General features: G+C 62.1%; 19 protein-coding genes. 8 read left to right on the top strand and 11 right to left on the bottom strand.

Annotated elements, in window-relative coordinates; translation table 11 throughout:
• Nucleotides 1-70 precede the first annotated feature (70 nt).
• From NKI58_RS16590 to NKI58_RS16575, 4 genes are all read right to left on the bottom strand, one after another.
• Entirely contained in the window at nt 71-2,539 is a 2,469-nt protein-coding gene (locus NKI58_RS16590; protein WP_352591532.1) for a glycogen/starch/alpha-glucan phosphorylase, read from the bottom strand.
• 174 nt (nt 2,540-2,713) lie between these two features.
• Nucleotides 2,714-3,496, bottom strand: coding sequence for an ATP-binding cassette domain-containing protein (locus NKI58_RS16585; RefSeq protein WP_352470952.1), 783 nt, complete (start codon nt 3,494-3,496; stop codon nt 2,714-2,716).
• Nucleotides 3,497-3,498: 2 nt separating this feature from the next.
• Entirely contained in the window at nt 3,499-4,560 is a 1,062-nt protein-coding gene (locus NKI58_RS16580) for an ABC transporter permease (protein ID WP_292653631.1), read from the bottom strand.
• A gap of 154 nt (nt 4,561-4,714) precedes the next feature.
• Nucleotides 4,715-5,692, bottom strand: a complete 978-nt coding sequence (locus tag NKI58_RS16575) for a sugar ABC transporter substrate-binding protein (protein ID WP_502896960.1) — start codon at nt 5,690-5,692, stop codon at nt 4,715-4,717.
• A gap of 267 nt (nt 5,693-5,959) precedes the next feature.
• On the opposite strand from NKI58_RS16575, the gene NKI58_RS16570 reads away from it, so the two are divergent.
• The 6 genes from NKI58_RS16570 to NKI58_RS16545 all read left to right on the top strand — a co-directional run bounded on the left by NKI58_RS16570 (nt 5,960) and on the right by NKI58_RS16545 (nt 11,353).
• Nucleotides 5,960-7,189, top strand: a complete 1,230-nt coding sequence (locus tag NKI58_RS16570; protein WP_352591528.1) for an ROK family transcriptional regulator — start codon at nt 5,960-5,962, stop codon at nt 7,187-7,189.
• Nucleotides 7,190-7,191: 2 nt separating this feature from the next.
• A complete protein-coding gene (locus NKI58_RS16565) occupies nt 7,192-7,638 on the top strand; it encodes an RbsD/FucU family protein (RefSeq protein ID WP_352591525.1) in 447 nt (148 codons plus the stop codon).
• Nucleotides 7,635-8,558, top strand: coding sequence for a carbohydrate kinase family protein (locus NKI58_RS16560; RefSeq protein WP_352591522.1), 924 nt, complete (start codon nt 7,635-7,637; stop codon nt 8,556-8,558). The genes NKI58_RS16565 and NKI58_RS16560 overlap by 4 nt, the downstream gene beginning before the upstream one ends.
• 253 nt (nt 8,559-8,811) lie before the next feature.
• Complete coding sequence (locus tag NKI58_RS16555) at nt 8,812-9,954, top strand: DegT/DnrJ/EryC1/StrS family aminotransferase (protein WP_352826693.1); 1,143 nt, start codon at nt 8,812-8,814, stop codon at nt 9,952-9,954.
• A gap of 18 nt (nt 9,955-9,972) precedes the next feature.
• Nucleotides 9,973-10,179 carry a hypothetical protein gene (locus tag NKI58_RS16550; RefSeq protein WP_352591516.1) on the top strand — a complete coding sequence of 69 codons (207 nt, stop codon included), beginning with the start codon at nt 9,973-9,975 and terminating at the stop codon, nt 10,177-10,179.
• A 154-nt stretch (nt 10,180-10,333) separates the two neighbouring features.
• Nucleotides 10,334-11,353, top strand: coding sequence for an LLM class flavin-dependent oxidoreductase (locus tag NKI58_RS16545; protein ID WP_352591513.1), 1,020 nt, complete (start codon nt 10,334-10,336; stop codon nt 11,351-11,353).
• A gap of 59 nt (nt 11,354-11,412) precedes the next feature.
• Here the strand turns inward: NKI58_RS16545 and NKI58_RS16540 are convergent, their stop codons facing one another.
• Nucleotides 11,413-12,039 (bottom strand): CDP-alcohol phosphatidyltransferase family protein, encoded by a 627-nt coding sequence (locus NKI58_RS16540; RefSeq protein WP_352591510.1) that lies wholly within the window; start codon nt 12,037-12,039, stop codon nt 11,413-11,415.
• A gap of 273 nt (nt 12,040-12,312) precedes the next feature.
• Between NKI58_RS16540 and NKI58_RS16535 the strand changes: the two genes are divergently transcribed.
• Nucleotides 12,313-12,786, top strand: coding sequence for a phosphatidylglycerophosphatase A family protein (locus NKI58_RS16535; RefSeq protein WP_352591507.1), 474 nt, complete (start codon nt 12,313-12,315; stop codon nt 12,784-12,786).
• 232 nt (nt 12,787-13,018) lie between these two features.
• Here NKI58_RS16535 and NKI58_RS16530 read toward each other — a convergent pair whose 3' ends face one another.
• Nucleotides 13,019-14,620, bottom strand: a complete 1,602-nt coding sequence (locus NKI58_RS16530) for an FAD-dependent monooxygenase (protein WP_352591504.1) — start codon at nt 14,618-14,620, stop codon at nt 13,019-13,021.
• Nucleotides 14,621-14,717: 97 nt separating this feature from the next.
• Between NKI58_RS16530 and NKI58_RS16525 the strand changes: the two genes are divergently transcribed.
• Nucleotides 14,718-15,161, top strand: coding sequence for a MarR family winged helix-turn-helix transcriptional regulator (locus NKI58_RS16525; protein ID WP_352591501.1), 444 nt, complete (start codon nt 14,718-14,720; stop codon nt 15,159-15,161).
• Nucleotides 15,162-15,448: 287 nt separating this feature from the next.
• Here NKI58_RS16525 and NKI58_RS16520 read toward each other — a convergent pair whose 3' ends face one another.
• The 5 genes from NKI58_RS16520 to NKI58_RS16500 all read right to left on the bottom strand — a co-directional run bounded on the left by NKI58_RS16520 (nt 15,449) and on the right by NKI58_RS16500 (nt 19,872).
• Complete coding sequence (locus NKI58_RS16520) at nt 15,449-16,756, bottom strand: type II toxin-antitoxin system HipA family toxin (protein WP_352591498.1); 1,308 nt, start codon at nt 16,754-16,756, stop codon at nt 15,449-15,451.
• Complete coding sequence (locus NKI58_RS35565) at nt 16,756-16,908, bottom strand: helix-turn-helix domain-containing protein (protein ID WP_502896956.1); 153 nt, start codon at nt 16,906-16,908, stop codon at nt 16,756-16,758. The genes NKI58_RS16520 and NKI58_RS35565 overlap by 1 nt, the downstream gene beginning before the upstream one ends.
• 368 nt (nt 16,909-17,276) lie before the next feature.
• Entirely contained in the window at nt 17,277-18,455 is a 1,179-nt protein-coding gene (locus NKI58_RS16510; protein ID WP_352826697.1) for a hypothetical protein, read from the bottom strand.
• A 55-nt stretch (nt 18,456-18,510) separates the two neighbouring features.
• Nucleotides 18,511-19,518: a succinylglutamate desuccinylase/aspartoacylase family protein gene (locus NKI58_RS16505; RefSeq protein WP_352576835.1), complete on the bottom strand. Its 1,008-nt coding sequence runs from the start codon at nt 19,516-19,518 to the stop codon at nt 18,511-18,513.
• A 9-nt stretch (nt 19,519-19,527) separates the two neighbouring features.
• On the bottom strand, nt 19,528-19,872 hold the full coding sequence (locus NKI58_RS16500) for a RidA family protein (protein ID WP_352591491.1): 345 nt from the start codon (nt 19,870-19,872) through the stop codon (nt 19,528-19,530).
• Nucleotides 19,873-19,899 lie beyond the last annotated feature (27 nt).

Below are 19,899 nucleotides of genomic sequence, written 5' to 3'. Positions count from 1 at the left end.
CCCTCCAAGGGATGCGAGGGTCAAATCCACTCCACTAGGACCACATTGTTCGTGGCCTCATGCAATCATATCAGGCGGGCACGTGCCATATGTCTTTCGCATATTGGCGGATCGTTCGATCGGACGAGAACCAGCCGACGCGCGCGACATTGCGGATGGCTCTGGCGTACCAGTCCGGGCTGTTGCGCCAGACGGCATCGACGTCGCGCTGTGTGGCGGCGTAGGCATCGAAATCCGCGGCGACCATGAACCAGTCGCTCTGGTAAAGACCGTTGATCAGGTCGCGATAACGATCCGGATCGTCAGGTGAAAAGACTCCGGATGAAACCGCGGCCAGCGCCTGCGCCAATTCAGGCGATCCCTCGATCACAGCGCGCGGATCGTAACCATTGTTGCGTCGTTCGGCGACCTCATCGGTGGTCAGGCCGAAGATGAAGATATTGTCGTCGCCCACGCATTCCTTGATCTCGACATTGGCGCCGTCGAGCGTGCCGATGGTCAGCGCGCCGTTCAGCGCGAACTTCATGTTGCCGGTGCCGGACGCTTCCATGCCGGCGGTCGATATCTGCTCCGAAAGATCGGCGGCCGGCATCATGATCTCGGCAAGGCTGACATTGTAGTTCGGCACGAACACCACTTTCAGCAAGCCGCGCACCGCCGGGTCGCGGTTGATGACCCGGGCGACGTCATTGGCAAGTTTGATGATCAGCTTGGCGTTGTGATAGCTGGGCGCCGCCTTGCCGCCGAAGAATTTGACGCGAGGCATCCAGTCGCGCTCCGGATGCGAGCGGATCTGGTCGTAAAGCGCGACCGCTTCGAGAATGTTCAAGAGCTGGCGCTTGTATTCGTGGATGCGCTTGACCTGGATGTCGAACAGCGCCGATGGGTCGACCTTGATGCCGAGCCGGTCGGCAACGAGCTTGGCAAGCCTCGCCTTGTTCGCCCGTTTGACGGCGGCGAACTTGTCGCGGAAGGCGGCGTCCTCAGCGAAAGGATCAAGCCGCTTTATCTCGTCGATGTCGTCGAGGAAGCCGTCGCCAATCGCCTCTCGGGTGAGTGCAGTGAGGCCGGGATTGCACTGTATCAGCCAGCGCCGCGGTGTGATCCCGTTGGTCTTGTTGTTGATGCGATCCGGGTAGAGCCTGTGGAGGTCGGCAAACACCGTCTCCTTCATCAATTCCGTGTGCAGGGCAGAGACGCCGTTGATCGAGTGCGAGCCGACAAAGGCCAGATTGCCCATGCGCACGCGGCGATCGCCATTTTCCTGGATCAGCGAGATGCGGCTGATCTGCTCGTCCGAGAACTGGTCGGAGGCGCGCGCCTCGAGCAGCACTTCGGCGTTGATGGCGTAAACGATCTGCATGTGGCGCGGCAACAGCCGCTCGAACAGCGGCACCGGCCAGCTTTCCAGCGCTTCGGGAAGCAGCGTGTGGTTGGTGTAGCCGAAGGTGCGCTTGGTGATGCTCCAGGCCTGGTCGAAATCCATGCCGTGGACATCCATCAACAGGCGCATCAGCTCGGCTACGGCGATCGCCGGATGGGTGTCGTTGAGATGGATCGCCGCTTTGTCGGGCAGCGATTGCAGGTCGCCATACTGGCTGAGATGACGCTGGACGATGTCCTGCAGCGAGGCGGTGGAGAAGAAATACTCCTGCCTGAGCCGCAGCTCCTGGCCGGCCTTGTGGGAATCGGCCGGGTAAAGGACGCGCGACAACGCATCGGCCTTGTTGCTTTCGGCGAGCGCGCCGATGTGATCGCCGGCGTTGAATTTGTCGAGCAGGATCGGGTCGACCGGCATGCCGGACCACAGACGCAGCGTGTTGACGCGGTTGGCCCGCCAGCCGACAACCGGCGTATCATAGGCGACTGCCAGAACATGTTCGGTCGGCTTCCAGACGTGGCGCTCGAGCCGGCCGTCGTTCGACGTGACCGATTCCACCGAGCCGCCGAAGCCGACCTCGAAGGAGCGTTCGCGGCGCTCGAACTCCCAGGGATTGCCGTGATCGAGCCATGTCTCGGGCAGCTCCACCTGCCAGCCGTCATGGATCTCCTGCCGAAACATGCCGTTGGCGTAGCGGATGCCGTAGCCATGCGCGGGGATATTGACGGTCGCCATGCTTTCCATGAAGCAGGCGGCGAGCCGGCCCAGACCGCCATTGCCAAGGGCAGCGTCCGGTTCGAGCGTAGCAATGATGTCGAGGTCGACGCCAAGCGACGACAGCGCCTCGCGCATATTGTCCATCAGGCCGAGATTGGAGAAGGCATCGCGCATCAGGCGGCCGATGAGGAATTCCAGTGACAGGTAGTAGACGCGCTTTTCCTGCTGGGCGTAGGCCTCTTGGGTCGCCTGCATCCAGTGATCGACTATGCGGTCGCGTACAACCTTGATTGAGGCGGTGAGCCAATCGTACTGGGTTGCAACGTTGGTGCCCTTGCCGACCCTGTATTTGAGGGCTTGCAAGACTTCCTCGGCGAGCGTCTTGGGATCCGGGTTTTTGAGCGTGGGCAGAGGAGCTTCGGTTGTCATCGCGCGCGTCATGCTGCCTCTCGTGACGTTGCCAGGATCATGCGGCTTTCACCATCTCTGCCAATGCTAGTGCATCCCACCGGATGTTCAATCGATTCGGGTGATCGCAAGCCGGGTTGCCCTGCGGCAATTTGGCATTTGGAAACAGCGCGTTTGGGCCCTCGGCGATGGGCCTCAAGTTCTTGCTCAAGCCGCCAGCGCCGCTTCCGGCGGCACCTTGGCGCCGGTCATGAAGGCGACCGCGTCGGACATCGTATACTGCTTCGGATCGATGACGCACAGGCGACGGCCGAGCCGGTGAATGTGGATGCGGTCCGCCACCTCGAAAACATGCGGCATGTTGTGTGAAATCAGCACGATCGGCAGGCCTCGCTTCTTCACGTCGAGGATCAGTTCGAGGACGCGGCGGCTCTCCTTGACGCCGAGCGCGGCCGTCGGCTCATCCATGATCACCACCCGGCTGCCAAAGGCGGCGGCGCGCGCCACCGCCACGCCCTGACGCTGGCCGCCGGAAAGCGTTTCCACGGCCTGGCTGATGTTCTGGATGGTCATCAGGCCAAGCTCCGTGAGCTTGTCGCGGGCGCGCTTTTCCATCGCCGGGCGGTCGAGCATGCGCAGCCATTCGCCGAGGAACCCCGGCTTGCGGATCTCCCGGCCGAGGAACATGTTGTCGGCGATAGACAGCGCCGGCGACAGAGCCAGGTTCTGATAGACCGTCTCGATGCCGGCCTCCCGGGCCTCCATCGGCGACTTGAACGCAACGGGCTTGCCTTCAAGTCGTATCTCACCTTCGTCGGGCACGACCGCGCCGGAAATCGCCTTGATAAGCGACGACTTGCCGGCGCCGTTGTCGCCAATGACGGCAAGGATTTCGCCCGGATAGAGGTCGAAATCGGCGTTGTCGAGGGCGGTGACGCGGCCATAGCGCTTGACCAGACCGCGCGCGATGAGGATGGGTTCCTGGGTCATGGCTATGCCGAAACCTTTCTGATCCATTGATCGATCGCCACGGCGCCGATGATCAGCACGCCGGTGAGCAGCACCTTCCACTGCGGGTCGGCGCCCAGCATGTTGAGGCCCATCGAGACGACGCCGACGATCATGGCGCCGAACAGCGTGCCGAGGATCGAGCCGCGCCCGCCGAACAGAGAAATACCGCCGATCACCGTCGCGGTGATGGCCTGAAGATTGTAGTCGGTGACCGCGGCGGAAGGAGAGATCGAGCCATTGCGGCCGATGGAGACCCAGGCTGCGAAGGCGGCGATCAGCCCGGCAAGGGCATAGACGGTCATCAGCACCTTCTTCGTCTGGATGCCCGACAGTTTCGCAGCCTCCTGATCGTCGCCGACCGCGTAGACATGGCGGCCCCACGCGGTGTGGTTGAGCACGTACCAGAGGACCAACACGAGAACGACCATGGCAATGACGCCAAGCGTCAACACGGCCGTGCCGACCTTAAAGCTGAGGGCAAACAGGTGCAGCAGAGGCGCCTGGACGTCGACGTCGGTGTCGCGGATCGTCTCATTGGCCGAATAGATGAAATTGGTGGCCATGACGATGTTCCAGGTGCCGAGCGTCACGATGAAGGGCGGCAGCTTCATGTAGGCGACCAGCACACCGTTGAGCAGGCCGCATGCGCCACCGGCGAGAAGCCCGATCGCCACCGCGAGCACGGCCGGCATACCGTAGCTGACCGCGCAATTGCCCATGATCACAGCCGAAATCACCATGATCACGCCAATCGACAGGTCGATGCCGGCGGTCAGGATCACCAGCGTCTGCGCGGCGCCCAGAATGCCGACAATCGCGATCTGCTGAAGGATCAGCGTCAGCGTATAGGATGAAAAAAAACGCCCGCCGATGGTGATGCCAAAAATAATGATCGCCAGAACCAGCACGATGAGCGGCACCGCTGCCGGCGTGGAATGCAGGAAATGCTGGGCACGCTTGACGGCCGATTTATGCTCGTCGAACGCGGCGACGCTTGTGTCGCTGCTCGATAGAACTTTTTCGAATTCTTGTGCTTGAGCCATGTTTCCTCCCCTGGGCTTCGGCCAACCGCCGACGCCATCCACGCCTTCCGGTCTGCCGCCGGCACTATTTGCGTTTAGATCGGCACATCGTCCACCCGGAGCGGCCGGGGATCAAGCCCCGGCCGACCGCGATCTGTTGCCGGTCAGGCCAGGCTCAGCCCCAGCACTTGGCGAGGCCTTCCTTGGTGTCGATGGACTTCACACCGTTGGCGGGCTTGTCGGTGACTAGGTTGACGCCGGTATCGAAGAAGTTCTTGCCTTCGGTCGGCTTCGGCTTCGTCCCGTCCTTGGCGAAAGTGGCGATCGCCTCGATGCCGAGCGCCGCCATTTGGAGCGGATATTGCTGCGAGGTAGCGCCGATCACGCCTTCGGCCACCGATTTCACGCCGGGGCAGCCACCGTCGACCGAGACGATCAGCACCTGGCTTTCGAGACCGACGGCCTTGAGCGCCTGGTAGGCGCCGACAGCTGCGGGCTCGTTGATGGTGTGGATGACGTTGATGGTGTTATCCTTCTGCAGAAGGTTCTCCATCGCCTTGCGACCACCCTCTTCATTGCCGTTCGTCACGTCGTGGCCAACGATGCGCGGATCGTCCTCGTCGCCGATCTTGTTGGGGTCCTTCACGTCTATGCCGTAGCCCGTCATGAAACCCTGGTCGCGCAGCACATCCACCGTGGGCTGCGACGGCGTCAGGTCGAGGAAGCCGATCTTGGCATCCTTGGCCTTGTCGCCAAGCGTCGCGGCGGCCCATGCGCCGATCAGCTTGCCGGCTTCCAGATTGTCGGTCGCGAAGGTCGCGTCAGCCGCATCGATCGGATCAAGCGGGGTGTCGAGCGCGATCACCAACAGCCCGGCGTCCCGCGCTTTCTTCACGGTCGGCACGATGCCCTTGGTGTCGGACGCGGTGATGAGGATACCCTTGGCGCCGTCGGCGATACAGCTCTCGATTGCAGCCACCTGGCTCTCGCTGTCGCCGTCGATCTTGCCCGCGTAAGTCTTGAGATCGACGCCAAGCTCCTTGGCCTTGGCCGTCGCACCTTCCTTCATCTTGACGAAGAAGGGATTGGTGTCGGTCTTGGTGATCAAGCAGGCGCCGACCCCGGCGGCCGATGCCGTCGACGCAAAGGCCATCAGGCTCAGTCCGGCCGCGGCAAACACGGTGGATTTCAACAGTTTTGACGTGGTCACGATTTTCCTCCCATGGAACCATTTAGGATGCCGGCCAACCGGCATCTGCAGCGCGTCCGACGAAATCTCCCAGTGTCGACGCCGATCGCAAGAGACACCAGTCCGCCAGCACTGTCAATAATTAAATCACTCTTATTTATTATTGACAACGCAGGATTGTTCACTCACTCTAGACCAAAAGCATTGAGGGGAACCGACGGGAGGAACAGGGTGGAGACCGGCATTACGAGGCACGGCTCGCCCGATGCGGCCGAAAGCCGTCTGCACCGCGGCACCAATCAAAGCGGCATGCGGGACCACAATGAGCGGCTGGTGCTGTCGCTGGTGCGTCAGCACGGCAGCCTGGCCAAATCCGACATTGCGCGCATGACGGGCCTTTCGGCGCAGACGGTCTCGGTCATAATGCGCGAGCTGGAGGAGGACGACCTGCTCGTCCGCCAGGCGCCGTTGCGCGGCAAGATCGGCCAGCCTTCCATACCCATGGCGCTCAATCCCGACGGCGCCTATTTCATCGGCCTGAAGATCGGCCGCCGCAGCGCCGAACTGGTGCTGATCGATTTCCTCGGCAACGTACGCTCGATGCTGCAGCATTCCTACCGCTATCCGGCGCCGCGCGAGACGGTGGAATTCGTCACGAGCGGCATGAAGAAGATGCGCGGCGAACTCACCCCGGCGCAGGACAAACGCATCGCCGGGCTTGGCATCGCCATGCCGTTCGAACTGTGGAACTGGGCCGACACCGCCGGCGCGCCGCTCGAAATAATGGACGAATGGCGCCATCGCGATATTCGCGCCGACATCCAGGCGCAATGCGAATTTCCAGTCTATCTGCAGAACGATGCCACCTCGGCCTGCGGCGCGGAGCTCGTGTTTGGCCAGGCGGCGGGTGCGGCGCGCGATTTCGTCTATTTCTACATCGGCGCCTTTGCCGGCGGCGGCATCGTGCTGAACGGCCGGCTTTTTGGCGGCCCAACCGGCAATGCCGGCGCGCTGGGCTCGATGCCGGTGCCCGGGCCGGACGGCAAGCCGACGCAATTGATCGACGTGGCCTCGATCGCCACGCTGGAAAAGGCGCTCAACGCGCGTGGCGTCGAGGCGTCGCATCTGTGGACCTCGCCACAGGACTGGGGCGAGATCGGCGCCGAGCTCGACGACTGGATCGCAAGCGCCTCGCAGGCGCTCGCCTATGCCATTGTTGCGGCGTCCTCCGTCATCGATTTCGAAGCCGCGGTGATCGACGGATGGATGCCGCTTGCCGTGCGCAGGCGGCTTGTTGATGCGGTCATCCAGGCAATCGGCAGGATCGACGGCGAAGGCCTGCGGCTTCCGACCGTTCGCGAGGGAACGGTCGGCATCCATGCGCGGGCGCTGGGTGGTGCCAGCCTGCCGCTATCGGAGCGCTTCCTCATCGGCTCGACCACGATTTCCCGGAGCTTCTGAGCATGCTGATCGGCATCCCGGCGCTGCTCGGCCCGGAGCTTCTGGCGATATTGCGCGCAATGGGCCATGGCGACGAGATCGCGCTGGTCGACGGCAACTACCCGGCCGAGCAACAGGCACAACGGTTGATCCGCGCCGACGGTCATCATCTCGTCCCCGTGCTCGATGCGGTATTGAGCGTATTGCCGGTCGACGACGCCGTGCCGCACGCGCTGTTTCGCGCCTCGGCCAAAGGCGATCCCCTGCTAGCCGATCCGGTTCACCATGAGATGGAAGCGATCTGCGCCAGGCGTGCGCCGGGCCGCACGGTGGTTGCGCTTGCCGGCGCCGACTTCTATGCACGGGTCAAGGCCGCGCATGCGATCGTCGCGACAAGCGAGCCGCGGCTTTATGCCAACATCATCATTCGCAAGGGCGTGATCTATCCGCCGGAAAGCAAAACTTCATGATTCTCTGCTGCGGCGAAGCCCTGATCGACATGCTGCCGCGCACCACGACGGAGGGCGAGCCGGCCTTTGCGCCCTATGTCGGCGGTGCCGTCTTCAACTCGGCCATTGCGCTCGGCCGGCTCGGAGCGCCGGCCGGCTTCTTCTCCGGCCTGTCGTCCGATCTGTTCGGCGGGCAGTTCAGGGAGGCGCTGGGGGCCAGCAAGGTCAGTTCCACCTATGCGCACACCTCGCCGCGTCCGACTACTCTCGCCTTCGTGCGGCTCAACAACGGCCAGGCGACCTACACCTTCTACGACGAGAACACCGCCGGGCGCATGCTGACCATCGAGGACTTGCCGGAACTCGGCAGCGAGATCGAGGCCATGCTGTTCGGCGCCATCAGCCTGATCTCGGAGCCGGCCGGGTCGGCCTATGAAGAGTTCATGCGACGCGAGCATGAGCGCCGCGTGATGATGCTCGACCCCAACATCCGGCCAAACTTCATTCCCGACAAGGCCAAGCACCTCAGGCGCATCCGCAACATGATGGCGATGGCCGACATCGTGAAACTGTCGGACGAGGATCTGAACTGGTTCGGCGAAGCCGGCTCGCATGAGGACGTAGTCCGCAACTGGCTGGACCGCGGTCCGAAGCTGATCGTCGTCACCCACGGCAGCGAGGGCGCGGTCGGTTACAGCAGCCAGCACCGGGTCACCGTCGTGCCGGACAAGATCGAGGTGGTCGATACGGTCGGCGCCGGCGACACATTCAATGCCGGCATTCTTGCCTCCTTGCACGAACAGGGTCTGCTCTCGAAGACGGCAATCTCCAGTTTGCCGGAAGGCGCCATCCAAAAGGCGCTGACGCTCGGCGCCAAGGCCGCGGCGGTGACGGTATCGCGGGCCGGCGCCAATCCGCCATGGCGGCATGAACTCGCTTGACCGGCTGGTGCGCAGCCCATGGACTGCTCACCGGCGATCACTTTATGTTTCGTCCAGCCTGGCGGGCGGGATGCGAAGCCCGTATCAGGCCGGCCGAAGCCCGGATTTCCCCGCGTTTAAGAGGGCAGATCGGAAATCAGAGGTAACAGGCTGCGACACTTGAGCAATTCAGGGTTTTGCCCTGCGGCTTTCTCGGCCGTGCCAAGTCTGCTACCAGCGGCCGGTTATCTGGCTAAAACCGTTTGAGGCCGACATGCAGTTTATCGATCTTGGCGCGCAGCGCGAACGCATCCGCGACAGGCTGAAAGCCGCAATCGACCGGGTTGTCGACGAAGGCCGCTATATTCTCGGACCTCAGGTCACCGAACTCGAAAACAAGCTCGCCGCCTATATCGGCACCAAGCATGTGGTCGCTTGCGCCAACGGCACCGATGCGCTGCTGCTGCCGCTGTTTGCCGCCGGCATCGGCCCGGGCGACGCGGTGTTCGTGCCGAGCTTCACCTTCGCCGCCACGGCCGAAGTGGTGGCGCTGACCAAGGCCGAACCGGTGTTCGTCGATGTCGATGCCGACAGCTACAATATCGACATCGCCAGCCTCGAGGCGGCAATCGCCATGATCAAGGCGGAGGGCCGGCTGAGGCCGAAGGCAATCATTCCCGTCGACCTGTTCGGCCTCGCCGCCGATTACGAGGCGATCATGGCCATCGCCGATCGCGAAGGCCTGATGGTCATCGAGGATGCGGCGCAGGCGACCGGCGGCTCGGCTCACGGCAAGATGTGCGGCTCGTTCGGCACCGTCGGCTCGACCAGCTTCTATCCGGCAAAGCCGCTCGGCTGCTATGGCGACGGCGGTGCGATGTTCACCAATGACGATGCGCTGGCCGAACAGCTGCGCTCGTTCGCCTTTCACGGAAAGGGCGAAACGCAATACGACAATGTCCGCGTCGGCATCAATTCACGGCTCGACACGCTGCAGGCGGCGATCCTGATAGAGAAGCTGGCCATTCTCGAAGACGAGATGGTGGTGCGGCAAGCGGTCGCCAATCGCTATGCCGAAGGTCTCGGCGATATCGTCAAGGCAGCGCGCAATCTGGGCGGCGGCCGCTCGGCCTGGGCGCAATACGCCATCGAAACGCCGAAACGCGACGGGCTCAAGGCACATCTCGGTGAAAAGGGCATTCCGTCGGTCATCTACTATGTGAAACCGCTGCACAGCCAGACTGCCTATCGCGATTATCCGCGCACGCCGACCGGCCTTGCCGTTTCGGAAGAGCTGCCGAAGCGCATCCTGTGCCTGCCGATGCATCCCTATCTGAGCGAGGCTGACCAGGACCGGATCATCGAAACAATCCGTAACTATATCGGCTCGAATTCGGCGCATGTAGCGGCGGCATAAATTCGAAAGTTTCGAAGCGTGGTCGCGGAATACATCGACGAGTTCATCATGTTCTGCGCCGGGTTGTGGATGGCTGGCGTCGGCTTCGGATTTTTCTCGGACCCCTCTCAAGCTCGCCCGGGCCAACAGCAGGCATGGTGGACCAACTTTGGAACCCATTTTAAATGGATGGGGCCGCTGTTGATCCTCATCGCGATAGTGCTCGCGTTCGCGGCACCTTCCTAGATGCGGCGCCGGCAACAGGCTCGCCATTGACGGCATCGCTGATCAACAACGGACCGTTCACCTCAAACTGGGGCGGTCGGTTCCGATTTCGGGATGCTTTGCTCTGCGCCGAAGCATAGTCTGCACCTGTTTTCCCTCTAGGCTGGCTATTTTCATGAAGAAGATTGGTTTCCTCTCGTTCGGGCATTGGACGCCCTCGCCGCAATCGCAGACGCGGACGGCAGCCGACGCGCTTTTGCAGTCCGTCGAGCTGGCCGTCGCGGCCGAGGAATTGGGTGCGGACGGCGCGTATTTCCGCGTGCATCACTTCGCGCGCCAGCTCGCCTCGCCCTTCCCGCTGCTGGCAGCGGTTGGGGCGAAGACCAGCCGAATCGAGATCGGCACGGCGGTGATCGACATGCGCTATGAGAACCCGCTCTACATGGCCGAGGACGCCGGCGCCGCCGACCTAATCGCCGGAGGGCGTCTGCAGCTGGGCATCAGCCGCGGCTCGCCGGAGCAGGTGATCGAGGGATGGCGCTACTTCGGCTACGCCCCGCAAGAGGGCGAGAGCGATGCCGACATGGCCCGCAGACACACCGGAGTGCTGCTCGAAGTGTTGCTGGGCAAAGGCTTTGCGCAGCCCAACCCGCGGCCGATGTTTCCCAACCCGCCTGGCCTGCTTCGCGTCGAGCCGCACTCGGAGGGCCTGCGCGAGCGCATCTGGTGGGGCGCCGCCACAAACGCCACCGCCGAATGGGCGGCGAAGCTGGGGATGAACCTGCAGAGTTCCACGCTCAAATTCGACGAAGGCGGAAAGCCGTTTCACATCCAGCAGGCCGAACAGATCAGGGCTTTTCGTGAGGCCTGGAAGGCGGCCGGACACACGCGCGAGCCGCGGGTGTCGGTGAGCCGGAGCATTTTTGCGCTGGTCGACGATCGCGACCGGGCCTATTTCGGCGGCAACCAGAGCGGAGATCATTTCGGTTACATCGAGGCAGACAGACGCGCGGTGTTCGGCCGCTCCTATGCCGCCGAACCGGACGTCCTGATCGAGCAGCTAAAGGGCGACGAAGCCATCGCCGAGGCCGATACGCTGCTGCTTACCGTCCCCAACCAGCTCGGCGTCGACTACAATGCCCATGTCATCGAGGCGATCCTGACCCATGTCGCCCCTGGCTTGGGCTGGCGCTGACGCGCGACTTTGTTGGAAAAACCCACGGCGGTCGATACGATGCTCGCGTTCTAGCGGTCTCACGGCTGCTTCCCGTCGGCTCGTTTCAGCATCGCAAATGCGCGACTGATCCGTTGCAGCGCTGTGGCGTTGGCCAGCACTGCGTACAGCGCGAACCCACCCGCCAGAATCCAGGGCGAAGCCGCGCCCATGGCGGTCGCGACTCCGTCCGTGGCGAGCAGCACGCAAATGAAAACCAGTCGTTCCATCCGCTCGAAGAAATCCGGCCAACCGTGGTTTTCCACAGGGATTTCCAGCGCCGTCCGCGCCTTGGCGTAACTGGTCAGGATCCCGCCGGCGAACGCGAACATTGCGATCGCCCACAGATCGGCGACCCAGCCGATTGCCGCAAAGACGGCCAATTCCTGATAACGGTCGACGACGGCATCGAAATAGCCACCGGCCTTGGTGCTCATATTTGTCCGGCGGGCTACCGCACCGTCCAGCGCATCGAAGGTGAAGGCAAACGCCAGGCAAAGGCCAAAGGCAAGACTTGAATGGTGATAGACATAGGCGGCCGAGGACAAAGCGACGAGCACGAGCCCGCTAGCCGTAACCTGGTTCGGCGTCATGCCGATCCCGATCAGCGGAGAGGCGGCCTGCTCCCATAGCGGGTCGATGCGACTTTTCATGAGACCGGCGATCATGGCGGCTCCTCTGATGATGTCGTTTCACCGAGCTTTACCAGCAATTTGCGGGTTTGTTCCACCGTCGCTAACGTTCCAATTGGTCAAAGCGGGCCGAGACCGGGCTCAGCAACATTCTCAACTCGCCGCAACAGCGATTTCTTTCGACGAATGCGGCCGGCGGAATAAGGCGCTCGCCAAGCTGACGGAGCAAATCGGCCGGCGGTCTGGCGGCCGCACCCGAACGATGTGACTATGATTGCTTGCCATCCGTCGGAAGCCGGCCGAAACTCGATGCATAAATTTTCACCCAAGTTTGCCTACCTGCTCGCGACCTCTCTTGGCGCGGGATTATCTCCAATATGGCCGGGCACGGTCGGCGCAATGGTTGGAGTGGCGGTTGCTGCAGCTCTGATACCTGCATCGCCTTGGCTGACCGTGCTTGCCTATGCGGCACTGTTCGCCGTTGGCGTATGGGCGTCATCGCATGTTATCTCCCGTACCGGGACGGAGGATCCGCAGATCGTCGTCATCGATGAGACCTTCGGCGCCGCCGCCACACTTTCCATGCTTCCGATCGACCCACTCTGGTGGGCAGCAGGCTTCCTTGCTTTCCGGTTTTTCGACGTCCTCAAGCCTTGGCCCATCCGTATCATGCATGACAAGGTAAGGGGTGGGGCCGGCATTATGCTGGACGACGCGGCCGCGGCTGTCGCCGCTGGGGCGTTGCTGCTCCTGCTGAACGGTTTGATTAACCATTTGCGGTAACGGCGACATTCGGTCTGCCAAGGCCACGGTGGTCCATCGGAGTTTAGCGCCACAAGGGAAGACCGGACCGATGCGAAGCCACAGGATCGCGGCCATTCCAGGCGATGGGATCGGCAAGGGAGTCGTAGCGGCCGGGCTTCGTGCGCTGGCCGTCTGCGCCCTGGCATCGCCCGCATTCCCGGCGACGACATCGGCGTGCCAGAACGCAGGAGGCATCCGCACTCGCCGCCGCTCACCGATGGTGTTCGTGTGCCTGAGTACGGAAACCAAACCCATCAAGTGTTTCGATCAGCACCTGTACGCGATCAGGCACACCGTGCATTGACCGCCACGCGACAAAGCCGTCCGGCCTGACCAAGGCGGCACCGCCGCTTTCAACCCCGAGCGCGGAAGGCCACCGATGGTCCAAGTCAATCAGATCCCCATTGGCACCCAAGGCGTGGCAGGTCAGCGGCATACGGAGGCGTTGGCTTACGGCGTCAGCGGCCTGACACCATGCTTCGTCGGCGCAGAGGAGAAGAAGATCGCGATCGCACAAATCGAGACTCGAAATCCGCTGGCCGGCGCGCCCGACCGCGAAATGCGGTAAACGCGTGCCAGGGCGACCCGACAGCTCGACGGATTTTTGGAACGGGTGATCGTCCGGTGTGGATTCCCGAGCCACGATGCCTGCAGTGTAGCGTTGGCCAAATACCACGTCGTAATCCTCGACGATCGCAACAGGAGGAGGCAACCGCTTCGACGGATCGTCGAACCATTTCTGTAGGCGGGCGAGCGCTTGCGCCAACGTAGCCTCGATGACCGGCCGGCGCTCCATGTCATAGCTATCCAGCAACGAGGGATCGGCATGCCCGCGTGCTACCATCGCAAGCTTCCAGGCAAGGTTATGGGCGTCGTGGATACCTGAATTGCCACCGAAAGCGCCTGTTGGGGGCATCACATGTGCGGCATCCCCCACAAGAAACGCGCGGCCTCGGCGGAATTGGCGCGCTGTGAGGGCGGCCACTTCCCAGGAGCGCGCATCGACAAGCCTCGTCGTGATGTCCGACCGGCCCGCACCTCGTATGATCAGTTCCCTGCACTTGGCTTCATCAAAATCCTGTGGTTTCTCGCCCTTTTCGGGAAAGTACTGGAGCGCCAGAAGCCATCGTCCACCCTCCCTGGGCGTGAAGGTCCCGTTGAGGTCCGTCACGAAGCACGACGTGAAGCGCTTGCCGCCTATCGTCGGAGGCATGTCCATGTCAAAGACTACATTCATCCAGTTCTGAAGGCCGCCTGCCCCGCTGCGGCTGATCTCCAGCCTCTCTCGCAGGGAACCGTTCGCACCGTCCGCGACGATCAGATAGTCGGCCGAGATGACCTCCTTTGCGTAAGTCGCGATATCGCGAATTTCCGCGCGGACGACGGTCTCGTCCTCATCGAAAGTCACCAGCTCCGTGCTAAAACGCACGTCTGCACCGTTCCGCTCGGCGTAGCGGCGCAGAATCGGTTCCAGGACGTGCTGATCACACGTCGCCGGTTGCGTGGGGCTGAGGGCACTTGCATCCGGCCACGCCGGTCCGCCCCATTGAATCTCCGGATCGGCGAGATTCCTGGCGCGCGCAATAGCGCCTGCCTGCTGGTCCCCCGTCCGATTTGTACGAATCTCCTCCTCGAGGCCGAGGCTTCGGAAAATCTCCATGCTGCGCGGGGAGATGCCGGCAAACTTGTACTGGATTGACGTGTCGGGATGACGCTCGACGAGGACACACGCAATGTCGTTGTGAGCCAATAGGGCGGCCGCCGTCAGACCGTTCAGGCCGCCTCCGACGACGAGAACCGTGGTATTGGTCATCTCGGATCTCCTCTCATTGCTTTGACCACAAAAACATTTTGATTGATCAAATCATATGATTGGTCCAAGTATGTGTCAAGACTCGAAGGAGCGTGGAATGAGACCGAGCCAAGATCGCTTGCAGCACGCCACCGAGGCATGGCGCCTGATGTTTGATTTCCTGATCCGGTCCGCGCCGGACCGGTTGGAGATCCAGCGGAAATTGGGCCTGACGCCCAACGACTCCCGCGCCCTCTTCACCCTCGACAAAGACGCGGGCAAGCCGATCGGCGCATTGGCTGCTCAATGGCAGTGCGATCCATCGACGGCGACCTGGCTGGTCGACCGGCTTGAGCAGGCGGGGCTCGCCGCACGTGTTCCGTCGCCAAGCGATCGCCGTGTCAAACTTGTCAAGCTTACGGCCAAGGGTGCTGCAACCATTGAGGAATTGACAAGGGAATATCACAAGCCCCCGCCCGAGATACTTGCGCTTCCACGCGCTGATCTGGATCAGTTGATCGGCCTCGTAAGAAAGTTACAGGCTGGCAAATCCGTGAGTTGATCCTATCCCAGAAAGGCACTGGCTAGGATCGGGTAGCGCCGCGTCACACTTTCCATGCTGCCGCTCGAGCCGCTCTGGTAATCGGCAGGTTCCTTGCTTTCCGGTTTTTTTGACGTGGTCAACCTTGGCCCATCCTATCGCGCATGAGAAGGTAAGGGGTGGGTTCGGCATCATGCTGGACGACGCAGCGGCGGCCGTGGCCGCCGGGATGCTGCTGCTGCTGAAGAAGACCATTTGAACGTTGTCGCAATGGCGACATCAGTCTGGTTGCGTCTCGACTTTCAGCATCACGCCTCTTCCAGTCTGCGTACACGAGCCCTGACCCCATTGCCGATGGCATCAGCGACTTCCGCAGGAAAATCCTTTGGGAGCGATGCAGAAACCAGTTCGACCGCCGCTAGCGCCTGTTGGCGCAGCTCATCAAAGATCGCCTTGACGGGTTTCGGACCGATCCCTGCTTTGGCGGCGGTCTGGATAAAATGGCGTGGCATGACGCTGTCGACGAGGTAGTGGCGTGTGTCACCAATGGCCATCGCCAGTTTCATTTTGTTGTGCTTGATCTGTCCCGCATCAAGGCTGGGCTGCGCTGAAATCACATCATAGAGCGGCGTTATGCGGAACCGGCCGCCGGGAGAAAGAAAGACGCTAAAATTCTTGGCGTGCCCATCTGTGGCGCCGAGAAGCCAAAAGGCAACCACGGCTTTTAAAACCGCAGCTTGATCTACCTCCGGTTGGTCGCTTCCCTTCATCAAATTGAGGATAGCCGGAACGCCAGGCCCGCCGTCGGATTCGTATTTCAGTGACGGCGGCACAGAAAGGGCCTGGCAGCAGTCTTCCTGGGGCAAACGCAGGAGACGATTGTCACTGGTCCATCGGCGATCGAACCGCTCGACCGCGAGCACGCGATTGCCTTCGAACTCCTCGATTGCGACGACGGCGCTCGGGAGCCCTAGGGCGGTTGTCAGCTTGAGGCAGAAAAATTCGTTCTCGACACTGAAGGAAAGGTCGATGCCATTTGGCAACCGTCCAATCTGTGGTTTGAGGATGTGCGTCGTGGCAGTCGTCGCCAGCGGCTTGTACCAACGTCCTTTCCAGAACAAGAGCGCAGTCTTTTCCTGAGCGCCAGCGATCGAGATCCGGAAGTCCTCGTCCTCGCCAAGCCCAAGGGGAGCCGATGCCAGATCGCGGAGAAGATGGGCAATCTCGGTATCGTCAACGGGTTTGCCGTTGACAATACCAGCGGGGCCTGGCTCGACACCATCCGGCAGGAATTGCAATGCGCCGACACAATCGCGTCCGACAGCGGCAAGCAGGTCGTAGGCGTCTATTCCTTGAGCATGAACACGCTCCGCCATACGGCGGCGAATGGGGATGTTGTCGGGCAGGAGATTGTCGAAGACGGCGATGACGGGCGCACCGATATAACGATCTTCACGCAGAGGCAGTGATAGCGAGACGGGCAGCGCGTGCTCCCAAGCAAGCCAAGACGGATCGTACTGAAAATCGATCGCGCCGCTGGATTGTCTATTCAGCCGCCCGACGAGACGGCTGTTCAAGAAGATATTTAGCGGGATGTGCCGCCGCGGACGAGCCATCAGAAGATGTCCTCGATCTCGGCCGGCTTTGCCTTGGTCCGAGGGCGGACGACGAATTCGAGGTCGAGCGCTGCGAGAATGTCGCAAAGCGTTCCGAGCTGGGTCCCAGGCGCGCCACTCTCGACGGCCGAGATGGTCGCCTGACGCAGCATCGTTTGGTCCCCGACATTGGTCTGGTTCAGGCGGAGCTTGCGACGCTGCCGGCGGACGGCATCTCCAATCTGCTTGGGTGTTCGGGCGATTTGGTCCACAGCGTACCTCTCTGGCCATGGTATTATACGCTCGCGCAGATAAATTTCAATATACGCTCTTCCGTATCAAACTCTGTATACTCGGAAGCGTATATGCAGCAAATATGGTCGGGCGTATGATCTTCGATCCGCATGGACCGTCATGGCCATGCTTTCAGCTTGTCCGGCCGCCGCCGGCCAATGTGACCGAAGCGAATAGTCGGCATGCTCATAAAGCTCCAAGGCAAAGTGAGGTCAGTCCTAGCAGACTGCGGCAACGGATCGGTTTTTCAAACGGATGTTGCGGCACTCACCCAATCGAGTCGTGCGGCAGGGACAAGGCCATAATTGTAAAAATTGATGCCGTCGACATCCGGCGCCATCGCAGCTTTCACCTTGGCGGTGAGGATGTCGGGGCCTGCCATTTCCGGATAGAACAGCCGGTAGCCGGCGCCGAGGAACTTTTCCACGCCAAGGGCTGCGCGTCCGGCCGCCATCAGGCTGGCGACATCGCCTGGCTGCATGTCGTAGGCACACAGGATTGCCCCGTCACAGACCTTGCCGAGCGCCGCGAGATCGCAGCCGCCAAGCCAACCGTCTTTCAAATCGATGATGACAACGCGGGTCGCCGGATTGGCCACCTCGCGCAGTTCGGCGACCAGGCTGGTCACCGGTTCGAACCGCCACAGCAGGTAGCCATGGAGTTCCGGCCATGGCAAAAAAGTGTCGAGGCCGCTCCCCGGAAAGTCTGGAAAGCGCCGTTCGGGCACGGCGCGCTCGCAGGTCTCGACGATCCATTGCCCGACGAGCTTGCGCGCTACTTCGCCGTCGACGCCGGCCTCGGCCGCGCGCGCAAGGCAAGACGGACAGAAACAGATCGACAACAGAAAATCGTCTTCCGGCGTCAGCCCGACACCATCTTTCTCATGATGGTATTCGTGGGCGAAGCCCATGAAGGACGGGCTTTCAAGCTCGATCCGGTCCGGCCTGTAGCTGTGCGAGATATCGGCGATCAGCGCGCGGACATAAGCGCGTGCTTCCGGATGTGATGGGCAGAGATTGTAGTAGTTGGCATCGCCGAAGGCGTTGCGGGTTACGGCCTGCGGATGAAGCATGCCGAGCCGGGTGTTGTGCAAGCAGACCGTCCAGCACGAAACGCCGAGCCCGCCCACCTCGCGCCGGCGCACAAGGTCGCCAAGCACATCGCCGCCTTCCATGATCACGTCCGCCACCTTGGGCTGGATGGCAAGGTCGGCCCAGTGTGCCGCATCTGGCTTAAAATAGATGGTTCCGTCTTCCGGAAAATAGGCTTTCCGGCGCGGGCTGCGCGGCTGCAGGAACCGGCCAGCGTGATAGGAAGTCGCCAGACTGATCATGTTGAGCCCGGCACGCTCGACAAGATCGCGCTCGACCGTCTCCAAGCCCAGATCCTGGACATCCCAAGGATAGGTCCACATGGACAGTTGCATCCGGTTATCCTCAGTCTTGATCCCGATATTGGCGTATGGTCGGGAGGGCTTCTTATCAGTCGACCGGCTCGGCGACCTGCATGAGGCAGTCTCCCGCCTCGCACATCGTGTGCAGCCGCCGCGAAAGCACAATGCCGCTTTCGACAAAGTGCAGGGCTTGCTCGGCGAGGTCGAGCCGTTCGAGGTCGTGGTACCAGCCCGCCAGTTGGCCTGAAGTCACGCTGTCGCCCAGCCTGACTGCCGGCTCGAACCAACCACGGCTTGTGGCATAAAGGCCCTGACTGTGCCGAGACAACGAAAGAAGCCGCGTCGGCGCCGAAGGCCCGGTTGCGGGTGCAAGAACCGGCGCCTCAACCACTCCCAAGGCGGCCATCAGGGCGTCGAGTGCGCGGGCTGTAATCTCCATCGTATCGACCGTGACCGTGCCACCGCCGCCGAACTCTCCGCTGACGCCGATGGCGCCGGCCCGGCGCGCCGCACCCATGGAGGTCGGTGAGGCCTGGCCGTTGTCGGCCACGAACCCATATGGCATGCTGAGCGTCCGCATTAGCTCTACACCGCGCCGGTGCCGGTCGGGATCGGTATTGTGCTCGACAAGCGCGGTCGGCAGATGCTCCATCGAGGTGCCGCCAGAATGAATGTCGAAGATGACGTCGTGGCGGGGAAACAGTTCCATCTCCAGGAAATTGGCAAGCCGGCTTGTTGGCGTGCCTGACGGGTCGCCCGGAAAGGCGCGGTTGAGATTGCCGCCGTCGAGTGGCGAGCAGCGCTTTGCGGCGATCACCGCCGGCACGTTCGCCATCGGCAGGATGGTGACGCGACCCTTGATCCGCTTGGGATCGAGCCGGCGCACCAGCTTTGCGAGCGACAGCTCGCCTTCGTATTCGTCGCCGTGATTGCCGGCCATCAGAAGCACCGACGGGCCCTCGCCGTTGCGGACAAGGCAGATCGGGACCTTGACCTGGAAATAGGGCGAACGGTCGATCGAAAACGGAATGCTGAGATGGCCGAGTGTCTTGCCGTCCCGGTCGAAGTCGAGCGTATGGCTGAGGCCGGTGTGCATGGCGGCGGCTCAGACAGCTGCGATCGCAGTGACCTCTATGCGGAGGTCGGGATCGGCGAGACGCGCCTCGACACAGGCGCGCGCCGGCAGGCGCGCAGGATCCACCCAGGCATCGTAGATGCTGTTCATGGCATCGAAGTCGGCGATCTGCGGCAGGAAGATGTTGATCGCCACTAGCCTCGACTTGCTGCTGCCGGCCTCGACGAGGAGCGCCTCGACCTTGGAGAGTACGTCGCGCGTCTGACCCTCGATGCCGGCCTTGCGGTCGTCTGCCACCTGGCCTGCGATGTGCACGAGGCCGCCATAGACGACCGCCTGGGACATGCGGGAGCCGGACTGGAAGTACTTGATCATATCAGATCCTTTCGAGGTTCTCTTTTT

The organism is Mesorhizobium sp. M0522, assembly GCF_040321085.1.
Lineage (GTDB): Bacteria > Pseudomonadota > Alphaproteobacteria > Rhizobiales > Rhizobiaceae > Mesorhizobium.
The sequence above is the reverse complement of the archived record's forward strand: the minus strand, read 5'-3'. Positions and strand labels throughout refer to the sequence as shown.